Below are 12,660 nucleotides of genomic sequence, written 5' to 3' on the forward strand. Positions count from 1 at the left end.
CGCGGCTACTTGAGCTGCTGCGCGGGAATCATCTCCCCGCCCTTGACCACCTTCACGAAGGCGGGCTTCTGGGCGTCGCCGTGTTCGTCGAAGAAGGTCAGGCCGGACACGCCGTGGAAGCCCTTCTCGGGGGTGTTCATCCCGGCCATGTACTCGCGGACCTTGGCCCGGTCGGCCCCGGCCTTTTCGATGGCCTGGAGCAGAATGCCTGCGGCGTCATAAGCGTTGGCGCTCATGTAGTCAACATCGCGGTTGTAGCGGGCCTTGAAGTCCACCAGGAACTTCTGGGCCTCGGGGCCGGCCTCGGAGGCCAGGAAGGGCGTGGTGATGTAGGTGCCCTCGGAGGCGTCGCCGGCCAGCTTGATGTAGTCCATGTTGTCGAAGCCGTCGGCGCCGAACTTCAGCACGTCCAGGCCGATCTTCTTGGCCTGGGAGGCGATGAGGGCGCCCTCGTTGTAGTAGCCGGACAGGAAGATGCCGTCCGGAGCGGCGGCCTTCAGCTTGGTCAACTGCGGGGTGAAGTCCGGGGTGCCCTTCACGTAGGCTTCCTCGCCGACGATGCTCAGGCCCAGGCCCTTGGCCTCGCCCACGAAGGCGTCCTTCAGGCCGATGCCGTAGTCGTTGTTCTCGTAGAACACGGCGACCTTCTTCACGCCCAGGACTTCCTTGGCGTAACGGGCCAGGAACTTGCCCTGGAAGTCGTCGCGGTACACATCGCGGAAGGCCCAGACCAGACCCTTGCGGTCCTTGTTCTGGTCGGAGATGGCGACGTTGGTGGCGGTGGGGGAAATGGCGGCGATGCCCGCGCGGGTGTAGGTGGGCAGGGCGGCGAGATGGGCCGAGGAGCACAGGTGGCCCACGATGCCCACGATCTCCTCGTCACGCGCGATCTTGGAGGCCACGGTGTTGGCTTCCTTGGGGTCGCACAGCTCGTCCATCCAGACGACCTCGATCTGGGAACCGTTGATGCCGCCGGCGGCGTTGACCTCTTCGACCTTCATGGTCACGCCGGCCTTGACGTTGTCGCCGTAGGCCGCCGCGGGGCCCGAGAAGGGCGAGGCGCAGGCGATCTTGATGGTTTTCGCGTAGGCGGGAGCGCTCATCAGGGCGATCACGCAGGCCAGCAGGACAGCTTTGGACCATCCGAATTTCATGAGATCCTCCACGGATAAAGTTTGGCGGGCGGGCGGGTGCCGAGCCCCTTGCCTGGGCTTCCCGGGGCGCGTTTGCGGGGGGAGGTGCGCCGCAGGGAAGCTTTACAATCGCAAGGCAGACAAGTGCCATGAACCCAGCGTTCGTGTCAAATCGTTTACCCGTCGTTTCCCCGCGTGTGCCGGGCGTGCGGCGCCCGCCGGGCCGCTCCTCCCGGGCCGCGAAGGCCCGGCTCCGGCCCGGCCTATTGCAGCCCCTTGACCTCGTCGCGGGCCTGCTGGCGGGTCTGTTCGTCCACGTCGGGCGCGTCCACCACGGCCTGGAAAAACTCCCGGGCCTTGGCCTTGTCGTCCAGGAAGTGCCCGTAAAGCACGCCCAGGTTGTAGCGGGCCATGACGTTCTGCGGGGCCAGTTCGAGGATGGTTTCGAACTTGGCGGCGGACTCGCGGTACTTCTCGCGGTTGAAATCGCAGATGCCCAGCATGCTCAGGACCTCGACGTTGGCCGGGGCCACGGCCAGGGCGCGTTCCAGCAGTTGCGTGGCGCGGTCCCACTGGCCCATGCGCATGAACTGCTCGCCCAGAATGGCCAGGGTGTCCACGTCCTCGGGGTTTTCCTGCAGGCGCTGCATGAGGGTGGCGATCATCTTCATGCCCGTCTCGTCGCCCTGCTGCTGGTCGTGATCGTGGTCGTCGGCCTGGGCGCTGCGCGCCTGACGCGGGGCCTGGACCAGGGAGGGGTTGTCCACCCGGTAGGCGAAGGACCACAGAAACATGGCCACCAGCCCGGCGGCCACGAAGCCCACCACGAGCTTCACTCCGGAAGAGGGACCGGCGGGGCTTCCCGCCGGGGCGGCGGCCCTGTTCTCGCGCGTTTTGCTCTTCTTGTTAGCCATTGCGGAGCTGCTCCATTTGCACGATGCGGGTTTCCAGGCGCCGCTGGCGGGCGCCGAGCAGCAGCAGGTAGCCGCCGATACCGAGCCACACGGCCACGTTGGCCGCAAGCAGAGCGGTCTGATAGTCCATTGTCATACTCCCCGGGGCGCGCGGCCCCGTTGTCGGTGCGGTGAAAATCCTACAGCGCGTCCTGGCGGGCCAGGGCGTCCAGGGCGTCCACGGTGCGCATCTGCCGGGCGCGCAGGCCGGTCATGGCCAGCCACAAGAGCCCGAAGGCCCCCAGGCAGACGAACATGGCCGTGAGCATTTCCGGCTCCAGCCCGCCGCCTGTCTTGCCGAGCACCGAGGGATGGATGCTGCGCCACATGCGTGCGGACAAAAAGACCAGCGGAACGTCCACAAAGGCCACGATACCCACCACGGCGCAAACCAGCCCGCGCCGCTCGCCGCCGATGCCCGAAGCCCGCAGCACAAGGTAGCCGCAATAAACGAACCACATGATCAGCGTGGTGGTCAGACGCGGGTCCCAGGTCCACCACACGCCCCAGGCCACGCGGCCCCAGAGCATGCCCAGCACCAGGGCCAGCCCCGAGAACAGCACGCCGACCTCGGCGGCGGCCCCGGCCCAGAAGTCCAGCCCCGGGCTGCGGCGCATCAGGTAGCCCACCCCGGCGGCGAAGACCACGAAGAAGCTGAACAGGGCCCACCAGGCCAGGGCGATATGGAAATAGAAGATCTTCTGCACCGGGCCCATGGTCATCTCCACCGGCGCATGGACCCACACGAAATACTGCGCCGCGCACAGGGCCACGGCGGCGGCAACGGCCACGGGGGCCAGCCAGCCGCCCGGTTTCGACGAATTCGCGCCCACTGTGCTCACTCCGGTTTGATCCTCACATGCATCCGCTGCCGGGCGGCCTCGCCCTCCACGCGCAGCTCGAAGCCGTCCAGGGCCTCGATCAACTGGCTCAGTTTCGAGTAGCCGTAGTTGCGCGGGTCGAAGTCCGGCATGGTCTTGGCCAACTGGTTGCCCACCGAGCCGAGGTGGCTCCAGCCGTCGTCGTTGGAGCGCCCGGCCACCGCCGCCTTGAGGGCCGCCACAAGCCGGCAGTCCAGGTCGCAGTCGTCGTCCGGGCCCGGGGCCTGCCCGGCGGCGCTTCCCGCCAGCAAATGCCCGTTCTTGCTCAAAATTTCCGTATACACGAACTTGTCGCAGGCCTGGACGAAGGGCTTGGGCGTCTTCTTCTCCCCGAAGCCGTAGACCGTCAAGCCCTGCTCGCGGATGCGCGTGGCCAGCCGCGTGTAGTCGCTGTCGCTGGATACGATGCAGAACCCGTCGAATGTGCCGGTGTGCAGCAGGTCCATGGCGTCGATGATCATGGCCGCGTCCGTGGAATTCTTGCCCTGGGTGTAGGCGAACTGCTGCACGGGCTGGATGGCGAACTCGTGCAGCACGTCCTTCCAGCCCTTGAGGTTGGGCGTGGTCCAGTCGCCGTAGGCCCGCTTGACGCTGGCCACCCCGTAGAGAGCGATCTCGTCCAGCAGGGCTCCGACCTTGGTGGCCTGGGCGTTGTCGGCGTCGATGAGCACCGCCAGTTTCATGACCGCCCTACTCCTCCCCGCCGTAGACGAACGGGAACAGGATCAGCGCCGCGCCGCTGAACAGGGCGTCGAAGGCCCCGGCCAGCCCCAGCCAGCCGGTGGTGTCGGCGCCGTCGCCCGCGAAGCAGGCCGCGAAAATCTTGATGCCCGCCAAAAGCAGCGGCACCAGCAGCGGAAAGAGCAGCAGCGTGAGCAGCGACTCGCGCGCCGCCTGCCCCTGGGCCAGGGCGCCCAGAAGCGCGCCGAGCACCACCACGCCCCAATCCGCCAGGGCCAGCCCCAGCAGGGCCTGCCCGGCGCCACCGCGCACGCCCTGGCCCAGAAAGGCCACCGCCGCCGGGAAAAACACCGCCTGGGCGATGAGCAGCAGGGTCAGCCCGGCCAGGGCCTTGCCCAGCCAGACCCCATGCACCGGCACCGGCGCCAGCACCAGGGCCAGCCGCGCCCCGTTGTGCTCTTCCAGGGCGTAGAGCGTGTTGAACACGAGCACCATGGCGAACAGCGAGGCCAGCCAGAAGATGCCCGCCGCCGCCTGGGGCGGCACCAGCTCCCCGGGCGGGCGCGAAAGGCTGAACACGAAAATGAGCAGCAGCCCCAGCAGCACGGGCTGGGCCAGCCCCACCCCGCCGCCGAGCACCAGGCGCAGGTCCTTGCGGGCGATGGTCAGCGCCGCGCGGATCATGCCGCGCCCTCCGCGGCCACGGCGCCTGCGGGCGTGAACCCCCGCGCCGGGCCGAAGTAGGCGCAGGCGCCGCCCTCCAGGGCCAGCACGAGGTCCGCGCGGGGCAGGTCGCCCGCCACGTCGTGGCTGACCCAGACCACCGAGGCCCCGCGCTCGCGGGCCGCCGCGATTTCGGCGCGCAGCACGTCCAGGCTGCGCTGGTCCAGCCCGGTGCCGGGCTCGTCCAGGAACAGCAGTCGCGGGGCGGGCAGAAAGGCCCGCGCCAGGGACAGCCGCTGGGCCATGCCGCGCGAGAAGTTTCCGGCCATCTCGTGGGCCGCGCGCTCCAGGCCCACCCGGGCCAGGGCCGCCGTCAGGGCCGCGTCGCCCGCGTCCAGCCCGTAGAGCCGCGCCCAGAAGCGCAGGTTCTCCAACGCCGTCAGGCGCGGATAGAGAAAGGTCTGGTGCCCGACGTAGCCCACGGCCCCGGCGGGGCAGCCCAAATCCACGGCGCCCGCCGTGGGCCGCGAAAGCCCGGCCATGATGCGCAGCAGCGTGGACTTGCCCGCCCCGTTGGCCCCGACCACGAGCAGCACCCGCCCCGCGTCCAGCTCGAAGGAGAGCTTGCGGAAGACGAGCCTGGGCCCGTGGAATTTGGCCACCCCGGACAGGCGCAGCAGCATGGTCTATCTCCTGCGGCCCAGGGCGATGAACGGGATGAGGGACATGATCGTCCCGCCGATCCAGACCCAGTTCACCAGCGGGTTCACCGCCAGCTTCAGGGTCGCCGCGCCCGAGGCGTCGTGGGCCAGCACGGTGGAGTACAACTCGTCGCCCAGGCCCGGGATGACCGAGACCTCGGAAAAGGCCTGGCGCTCGAAGTTGCGGTACACGCGGCGCTCGGGGCGCAGGGTGCCCAGGGCGCGGCCCTCGCGGCTGACCTCCACCACGGCCTGGAAGCTGGCCATGGCCTCGGAGGAGGACTCCTCGCCGCCGACGTAGGTGAAGTCGTAGCCCTTCAGGCTGGTGGAGGCGCCCTTGTCGAGGCGGACCTCCACACTGTCGGCATACGGCCCGGAGAAGGCCACGCCGAGGACCATCAGCGCCACGCCCACGTGCACGCCGTAGGCGCCCCAGGAGAAGCGGCTGGCGCGCAGGTGCGCCTGGGTGGCGAACAGGGCCGCGATGCCCGCGAGGCCGGAAACGGCCGCCGAGGCCGCGATCAGCGGCAGGGGCATGCGCACGCCCACGGCGTAGAAGAACATGCCCGCCGGAACGAGCGAGGCGGCCACGGCGACGAACAGCCGCTTGTCGCGCAGGCCGCCCTTCCAGCCCAGCCAGGGGCAGAAGACCAGGAACACGGCCATGGCCGCGAACAGCGGCAGGCACACGCGGTTGTAGAACCCGGCGTCCAGGCCCACGGGGCTCGGGCTCCACAGGTGCGAGATCACCGGCCACATGGTGCCCAGGAAGATGACCGCCGCCGTGGCCAGCAGCAGCCACGCCGCCGCCACCAGGAACCCCGGGCGGGACAGGAATTCGTCCAGCGGCCGGGCCGCGCCGTTGGGCATCAGGAAGGGCACGCCCACGGCCAGGGCGGCCAGGGCGAGCTGGAACACCAGCAGCACCCCGCCCACGCCGCCGTCGCCGAAGGCGTGCAGCGAGTCGATGACCCCGCTGCGCACCACGTAGGTGGCGAAGAAACAGAGCAGCAGCGTGAACACGGCCAAAAAGACGTTGGAGCGATGCAGCGAGCCGCGCCGGGCCTGGATCACCGCCGTATGCAGGAAGGCCGTGGACGCCAGCCAGGGGATCAGCGAGGCGTTTTCCACCGGGTCCCAGGCCCAGTAGCCGCCCCAGCCCAATTCCATGTAAGCCCACCACGCGCCGAGCACGATGCCCGCCGTGAGGAACGCCCAGGACACCAGGGCCCAGTTGCGCGCGCCCGTGAGCCAGCCCTCGGCGTCGCCGTCCAGCCACGCGGCCAGGGCCAGGCAGCCCGGCACGGTGAAGCCCGCGTAGCCGATGAACAACAGCGGCGGATGGAAGACCATGCCCGGGTTGCGCAGCAGCGGGTTCAGGCCGTTGCCGTCCGCCGGGGTCGGGGCCAGGATGAGAAACGGGTTGGTCGGCCCGGTGAGCACCAGCAGGAAGAAGACCTGCACCGCGCAATGCATGAGCCAGAACAGGGCCTTGGCCCGGGGCGAGAGCCGCCGGTAGGCCGGGGTCGCCAGGAAGACCCAGCCCATGACCGCCACGCACAGCGCCCAGAACAGGAACGACCCGGCCTGCCCGGCCCAGAAGGCCGTCACGGCGTAGAACATGGGCAGGTACTGGTCGGTGTACGACGCAACGTACTGGAAGGAGAAATCGCGGGACACCAGGGCGCGCAGGAGCACCGCCGAGGCGGCCAGGATCAGGGCCAGGGCCGCGCCGTGGCCGCGCTCGATCCAGCGCACGGAGTCCGCGCGGCTGGCGTCGCCGGGGGCGACCAGGGCCGCCCAGGCCGCCACGGCCCCGGAGGCCAGGGTGGCCAGCATGGCCGCGACCAGACAAAAGAATCCCAGGGTCTGCATGAGGTTCCTCGTTTCAGGGTGGCCCGGCCCCCGCAAGGCGGAAGGCCGGAGACGGAGGCGCGGGGCGCCGTCAGGACTGGTGGGCCTTCTCGGCCTTTTCCTCGTCGCGCATCTTCTGATACTTGGAGGGGCATTTGGTCATCAGGGTCCGCGCGGTGAAGGCGTGGGCTCCGGGGGCGACCCCGCCCTCGACGATGACCTCCACCCCGGCCTTGAAGGTGTCGGGCACCGCGCCGGAGTAGGAAACCATGATCGCCCGCGAGGTGTCGTCCTTGTCCAGCAGGCGGAAGGTGGCGCCCATGGTGCCGGGCCCGCCGGAGAGGTCGGCCTCGTCCACGATGCCGAAGAGCCGGGCGTTTTTCAGCTCGCCCTCGGGCAGGGCCAGGGCCTCGGCGACGTTGACGAAATACACGCTGCTCTCGGACACGCCCGAGAAGATCAGCCAGCCCAGCCCGCCCAGCAGCAGGACCAGGGCGGCGGCGTAGATGCTCTTGTTGTTTTTCTTGGCCATGCGTCAGCTTTCCTCGCGGCCTTCACGACCGTCGGCAAGACGTTCGCTGCGTTGGCGGGCCAGGGCGCGGGTATCGACGACCTCGTCGGTCTCGTCCACGATCTCCTTGCCCAGTATCTCTTCGAGCACGTCTTCGAGCGACACCACGCCGCCCACCCCGCCGTACTCGTCCAGGACGATGCACAGATGCATCCGCGAATCCAGGAATTTTACCAGCAGCCTGTCCAGGGTCAAGCTTTCCTGGACGAAACGCGCGGGCTTCATCAGCTCGGCCATGCGCAGCCCGTCGCGGTCGTCGGCCTGGGCCTGAAGGACTTCGCGGCGGTAGACCACGCCGACGATGTTTTCCGGGTCGTCGTCGACGAAGACGGGCACCCGGCTGTACGGCCAGGCGTTGCCCTCGGCGCGGGCCTCGCCCACGGTGGTCTGCGCGGGCACCGAGAAGACCACCGTGCGCGGGGTCATGATGTCGCGCACCACCTTGAGGTCCAGGCTCAGGATGTTCTTGATGGACTGCTCCTCGTAGGGCTTGAGCACCCCCGAGCGCCGCGTCAGGCTGACCAGGGCCGCGATGTCCTCCTCGGTGTGCCGGGGGCCGACGGTCTTGCGCTGGAGCAGCCGGGACACGAAGCCCAGCAGGAACGTCACCGGGCTGAACACCCACACCAGCACCTGCAGCGGCTTGGCCAGCGCCGGAGCCAGGGACCGGGCGTAGAGCACGCCCATGGTCTTGGGCAGAATCTCCGAGAACACCAGGATGACCACCGTGAAGCCCGCGGCGAACAGGGCCATGTGCTCCGCTCCGAAGGCCCGGGCCGCCGCCGCGCCCGCCACCGCCGCGCCCGCCGTGTTGGCCACGGTGTTCAGGGTCAGCACGGCGGCGATGGGCTTCTCCACGTCCGAACGCAGGGCGTAGAGGATGTTGCCCGAGGGGCGCCCGGCCTTGCGCAACTGCTCGATGCGGCTCCAGGGCACGGAGTACAGCACGGCCTCCGTCACCGAACAGAAAGCGGAAATGCCCACGGCCAGGACGACGGTAATGATCAGGTCAAACATGGCCGGACCGTCCTGCATGGCCGGAGAGCGACGCCTCAAGGCGTCCGTCGGGAGGGGCGGGGTCGTCGCACACGGGTTCGTCCATCACCATATCTAGGCAGAATGTACCAAAGGGGCACAACCCGCGCAAGAGACAATATTTGCACAAAAGGCCCATACGACGCGGCTTCCCGGCCGCAGCGGCGCTCCTGCCGCCCTCTCCCTCCCTTGACGAAAGCGCCGCCATGTCACACATAGGGGCGATGGCGCCCCACGGGCCCGCCCACCCGGCAGCACGCATGAAATCCATCACCGACCTCATCCTCGACCGCGACGGCACCGTCATTTACGACCGCCATTACCTGGCGGACCCGGCGGGCGTGGAGCTTCTGCCCGGCGCCGGGGCCGCACTGGCCCGGCTGGCCCGCGCCGGGGTGCGCCTGCATCTGGCGAGCAACCAGTCTGGCATCGGGCGCGGCTATTTCACCGAGGCCGACCAGCAGGCCGTTCATGCCCGGCTGGTGGAGCTGCTGGCCGGGCACGGCGTGACCCTCGCGGGCGCGGTCCACTGCCCGCACGCGCCCGAGGAGCATTGCGCCTGCCGCAAGCCGGCCCCGGGCCTGTGGCTGGCCCTGGCGCGCGACTGGAACCTGGACCCCGCGACCACGGCCATGGTCGGCGACAAGGAGGCCGACGTGGGCCTGGGCCTGGGGGCCGGGCTGGCGGCGTCCATCCTGGTGCTTACGGGCAAGGGCGCGGCCCACGCCGCGCGCCTGGGCCTGCCCGAACCGTCCGGCCCCTGGCGCGAGATCGCGCCCCGCGCCCCGGGTCGGCCGCACCTGCTGGCCCGCGACCTGGACGCCGTGGCCGACTGGCTGCTGGGCCGGGGCGCCCGGGCCGCAAACACCCCCGCCCGGGAGGTCCGGCCATGAAAATCGCCCTGTGGAATACGGCCTTTCTGGGCGACGCGGTGCTGACCCTGCCGCTCATCCACACCCTGGCCCAAGGCTTCCCCCAGGCGGAGCTGCACTTCTACGTGCGCGCCGGGCTGGAGGGGCTGTTCGCGGCCCAGCCGGAGCTGGCGGGCGTGCACGGCTTCGCCAAACGCGGCGGGCAGGCCGGGCTGGCCGGAGCCTACGCCCTGGGCCGCGCCGCCGCCCGCGAGCGTTTCGACCTGTGGATCTCGGCACACAGCAGCCTGCGCAGCGCCCTGATCGCCCGCTGGTCCAGCGCGCCCCGGCGCATCGGCTACTCCCGGCCCCTGGCCAACCAGTATTTCTACACCCACACGGTGGACCGCGCCTTCCGGCGCCTGGACGAAATCGAACGCCTGCTGCGTCTGGCCGAGCCGCTGGGTCTCGCCCCGGTGGCCGAGCCCCGGCTGGTGCTCCCGGCCCCGGCGCTGGAGCGCGCGGCGGCCTTTTTCGCCGCCCGGGGCGGCGAGCCCGTGCTGGGCATCCATCCCGGCTCCACCTGGCCCACCAAGCAGTGGCCCCCGGAATACTTCAGCCGCGTGCTGGACATGGCCCTGGATGCCGGGATGCGCGTGGCGCTCTTCGCCGGGCCCGGCGAGGAGGCCCTGGCCCGCGGGGTGCTCGCCGGGGCGACCTCGGCGCACAAGGCCGAACGCGTGGCCGACCTGTGCGGGGCCCTGAGCCTGCCGGAACTGGCCGCGCATATCGGCGGCCTGGGCTGCTACCTGTCGGGCGACTCCGGGCCCATGCACCTGGCCTGGGTCCAGGGCGTGCCGGTGACGGCCATTTTCGGGCCCACGGTGCGCCGCCTGGGGTTCTTCCCGCGCGGGGAGCGCTCCACGGTGCTGGAAGTGGACCTGCCCTGCCGGCCCTGCTCGCTGCACGGGCCGCGCCAATGCCCCCAGGGGCACCACCGCTGCATGCGCGACGTGACGCCCGAGGCGGCCTTCGCCTCGGTTGCCGCGCAGATGGGGATGACGCCATGAGCACGACCCGGGGCCAAGCCCTGCCCGATCGCTGGCTGGTGGTCCGCTTGAGCGCCCTGGGCGACGTGGTGCTGGCCACCGGGGTGCTGGAGCACCTGCGCGCCGTGCTGGGCTGGGAGTTCCATTTCCTGACCCGCCCGGCCTTCGCCCCGGCCCTGCAGGGGTTGCCCTCGGTGCGCAAGCTCGTGCTGCCCGAGCCCGGGGCCATGCACGGAGCGGCGTGGTTCTCGGCCTGCCGCGACCTGGCCGCGCGCCACGAGGGCTTCGGCCTGCTCGACCTGCACGGCAACCTGCGCTCGCGGACCCTGGCCGCCCTGTGGCGCGGGCCGGTGCTGCGCGCGCCCAAGCTGGCCCTGCCCCGGCGCCTGTTCGGCCTGACGCGCGGCGAGCGGCTGCGGACCTACCTGGAGCGGACCAACGTGCCCCAGCGCTACGCCCTGGCCGTGCTGCAGGAGGCCCCGCCGCGCGAGGCCCTGCGCCCGGTGATCCACCTGCGCGAGGAAGAGCTGGCCTTCGGGCGCGACCTCGTGGCCGGGCTGGGCGACGACGTGCCCGTGTGCGCCCTGCACCCCTACGCCACCCATGCGGGCAAGCGCTGGCCCACGGGCCACTGGCATTCCCTGGCCCAGCGGCTGGCCATGACCGGCTGGAAGACGGTGGTCGTCGGCCGCCACAAGGAGCCCCTTTTCGCCGTGGATCCGCCCGAAGGCACCACGGACCTGACCAACGCCACGGACATCCGCCAGACCTGCGCCATCCTCTCCCAGTGCCAGGCCCTGGTCACCGGCGACTCGGGGCCGATGCACCTGGCCACCGCCGTGGGCACGCGGGTGGTGGCCCTGTTCGGGCCCACGGTACGCGCATGGGGTTTCGCGCCCAGCGGCCCGCGGGATGTGGTGCTCGAAGCGCCCCTGCCCTGCCGCCCGTGCTCGCTGCACGGAGGCCGGGGCTGCCGCCGGGGCGAGCGCTGCATGCGCGAAATCGACCCCGACGCCGTGGCCCGCGCGGTGCTCGTGCGCTCCGGTGCCGACGCGCAGGGCCGGCCCGGCGACTGAAAGGAAACTCCCCCGTCCCCTTTACCTCCCCTGCCGGATGTGGCATAGATTGAGGTGGAACCCCTGGTTCCGGGCGGGTCCGGGAAGCCCGCCCCGGAGGCCCATGCCTCATCTCCTGGCCGCGCTGCTTTGCGCTGCCCTGGTCCTGGGCGCACCTGCCGCCGCAAGAAGCGGCAATGCGCTGACGCTGCATTGCGCCTATCCGGAAAGCAGCCTGTACGGTCGCGCCATGCGGGCCCTGGCCGCCGATGTCCTGGCCCGCACCGGGGGCGAGGTGCGCATCGCGGTTCCGCCGGAGGGCATGGCGGGCCTGCGCGGGCCCGAGCTGCTGGAGACCGTGCGCGACGGCGCCGTGCCCATGGCCCTGATGCTCATGGGCGAGGTCTCGCGCTCCGAGCGGGCCTTCGCCATCAGCACCCTGCCGCTGCTGGCCCGCTCGCCCGACGACGCCCGGCGCCTGCACGACAGTTGCCGCCCGCTTTACGAAACCCTGTGCGCCCACTGGAACCAGACCCTGCTGCTGGCCGCGCCGTGGCCCGCCTCAGGGCTCTTCTCGCGCGAGCCGCTGCGCACGGAGGCCGACCTGGCCGGGCTGCGCATGCGCGTCTACGACACGACCATGGCCGGCTTCTTCTCCCGCGCCGGGGCCCGCCCCGCGGACCTGCCCTGGGTCGATCTCGCCTCCGCCCTGAACGGCGGCGTCCTGGACGCCGTGCTGACCTCGCCCTCCTCCGCGCGCGACGTGACCCTGTGGGAACACCTGCACCACTTCCTGGCCCTGGAACTGGCCTATCCCCTGACCATGCTGACCATCAACGCCCAGGCCCTGGAGGCCCTGGCCCCGGCCCACCGCGCGGCCCTGCGCGACGCCGCCGCGCGGGCCCAGGAAGACCTGTGGCGCGAGGTCGCCCGGGAGGAGCAGCGCGATCTTGCGGTTCTGCGAAACTACGGGATAGAGGCCCGGCGCCCGGAACCGGCCCTGCAACAGGCCCTGGAGGCCCTGGCCGACGACATGCGCCGCGAATTCCTCTGGCGCGCCGGGGCCGACGCCGCCCAGGCCCTGCGCCGCTACGAGGAGGGCCGCAGGCCCTAGCAGGCCGTCGCAAATGGCGGGAGGCACGGCAACGGAAAATCCGGGGCGCGCAGCGTATCTCGCCTGCGCACCCCGGATTTTTCCGTCGACGCAGCCGTTCGCCGTTTTGGGCCGACCTG

General features: G+C 70.8%; 14 protein-coding genes. 4 read left to right on the top strand and 10 right to left on the bottom strand.

What is annotated here, in order from left to right; translation table 11 throughout:
• Positions 1–5 precede the first annotated feature (5 nt).
• The 10 genes from ACZ5KV_RS03170 to ACZ5KV_RS03215 all read right to left on the bottom strand — a co-directional run bounded on the left by ACZ5KV_RS03170 (position 6) and on the right by ACZ5KV_RS03215 (position 8,454).
• Positions 6–1,154 (bottom strand): ABC transporter substrate-binding protein, encoded by a 1,149-nt coding sequence (locus ACZ5KV_RS03170; RefSeq protein ID WP_464240893.1) that lies wholly within the window; start codon positions 1,152–1,154, stop codon positions 6–8.
• Positions 1,155–1,396: 242 nt separating this feature from the next.
• On the bottom strand, positions 1,397–2,047 hold the full coding sequence (locus tag ACZ5KV_RS03175; protein ID WP_464240894.1) for a tetratricopeptide repeat protein: 651 nt from the start codon (positions 2,045–2,047) through the stop codon (positions 1,397–1,399).
• A complete protein-coding gene (locus tag ACZ5KV_RS03180) occupies positions 2,040–2,177 on the bottom strand; it encodes a CcmD family protein (protein ID WP_464240895.1) in 138 nt (45 codons plus the stop codon). Before ACZ5KV_RS03180 ends, ACZ5KV_RS03175 begins: the two co-directional genes overlap by 8 nt.
• A 49-nt stretch (positions 2,178–2,226) precedes the next feature.
• On the bottom strand, positions 2,227–2,928 hold the full coding sequence (locus ACZ5KV_RS03185; RefSeq protein WP_464240896.1) for a cytochrome c biogenesis protein: 702 nt from the start codon (positions 2,926–2,928) through the stop codon (positions 2,227–2,229).
• The gene (locus tag ACZ5KV_RS03190) at positions 2,925–3,650 is read right to left on the bottom strand and encodes an NYN domain-containing protein (RefSeq protein ID WP_464240897.1); all 726 of its coding nucleotides are present in this window, start codon (positions 3,648–3,650) and stop codon (positions 2,925–2,927) included. Before ACZ5KV_RS03190 ends, ACZ5KV_RS03185 begins: the two co-directional genes overlap by 4 nt.
• Positions 3,651–3,657: 7 nt before the next feature.
• Positions 3,658–4,332 carry a heme exporter protein CcmB gene (locus tag ACZ5KV_RS03195; protein WP_464240898.1) on the bottom strand — a complete coding sequence of 225 codons (675 nt, stop codon included), beginning with the start codon at positions 4,330–4,332 and terminating at the stop codon, positions 3,658–3,660.
• Complete coding sequence (gene ccmA / locus ACZ5KV_RS03200) at positions 4,329–4,994, bottom strand: heme ABC exporter ATP-binding protein CcmA (protein WP_464240899.1); 666 nt, start codon at positions 4,992–4,994, stop codon at positions 4,329–4,331. The genes ACZ5KV_RS03195 and ccmA overlap by 4 nt, the downstream gene beginning before the upstream one ends.
• Before the next feature lie 3 nt (positions 4,995–4,997).
• Positions 4,998–6,887: a heme lyase CcmF/NrfE family subunit gene (locus ACZ5KV_RS03205; protein WP_464240900.1), complete on the bottom strand. Its 1,890-nt coding sequence runs from the start codon at positions 6,885–6,887 to the stop codon at positions 4,998–5,000.
• Between the two features lie 70 nt (positions 6,888–6,957).
• The gene (locus ACZ5KV_RS03210; RefSeq protein ID WP_464240901.1) at positions 6,958–7,398 is read right to left on the bottom strand and encodes a cytochrome c maturation protein CcmE; all 441 of its coding nucleotides are present in this window, start codon (positions 7,396–7,398) and stop codon (positions 6,958–6,960) included.
• A 3-nt stretch (positions 7,399–7,401) separates the two neighbouring features.
• Positions 7,402–8,454 carry a hemolysin family protein gene (locus ACZ5KV_RS03215; protein ID WP_464240902.1) on the bottom strand — a complete coding sequence of 351 codons (1,053 nt, stop codon included), beginning with the start codon at positions 8,452–8,454 and terminating at the stop codon, positions 7,402–7,404.
• A gap of 278 nt (positions 8,455–8,732) precedes the next feature.
• Between ACZ5KV_RS03215 and ACZ5KV_RS03220 the strand changes: the two genes are divergently transcribed.
• From ACZ5KV_RS03220 to ACZ5KV_RS03235, 4 genes are all read left to right on the top strand, one after another.
• Positions 8,733–9,365 (top strand): D-glycero-alpha-D-manno-heptose-1,7-bisphosphate 7-phosphatase, encoded by a 633-nt coding sequence (locus ACZ5KV_RS03220; RefSeq protein ID WP_464240903.1) that lies wholly within the window; start codon positions 8,733–8,735, stop codon positions 9,363–9,365.
• Entirely contained in the window at positions 9,362–10,393 is a 1,032-nt protein-coding gene (locus ACZ5KV_RS03225) for a glycosyltransferase family 9 protein (RefSeq protein ID WP_464240904.1), read from the top strand. Before ACZ5KV_RS03220 ends, ACZ5KV_RS03225 begins: the two co-directional genes overlap by 4 nt.
• Positions 10,390–11,448 carry a glycosyltransferase family 9 protein gene (locus ACZ5KV_RS03230; protein WP_464240905.1) on the top strand — a complete coding sequence of 353 codons (1,059 nt, stop codon included), beginning with the start codon at positions 10,390–10,392 and terminating at the stop codon, positions 11,446–11,448. Before ACZ5KV_RS03225 ends, ACZ5KV_RS03230 begins: the two co-directional genes overlap by 4 nt.
• A 103-nt stretch (positions 11,449–11,551) precedes the next feature.
• Positions 11,552–12,541, top strand: coding sequence for a TRAP transporter substrate-binding protein (locus ACZ5KV_RS03235; RefSeq protein WP_464240906.1), 990 nt, complete (start codon positions 11,552–11,554; stop codon positions 12,539–12,541).
• Positions 12,542–12,660 lie beyond the last annotated feature (119 nt).

Source organism: Desulfocurvus thunnarius, assembly GCF_055390965.1.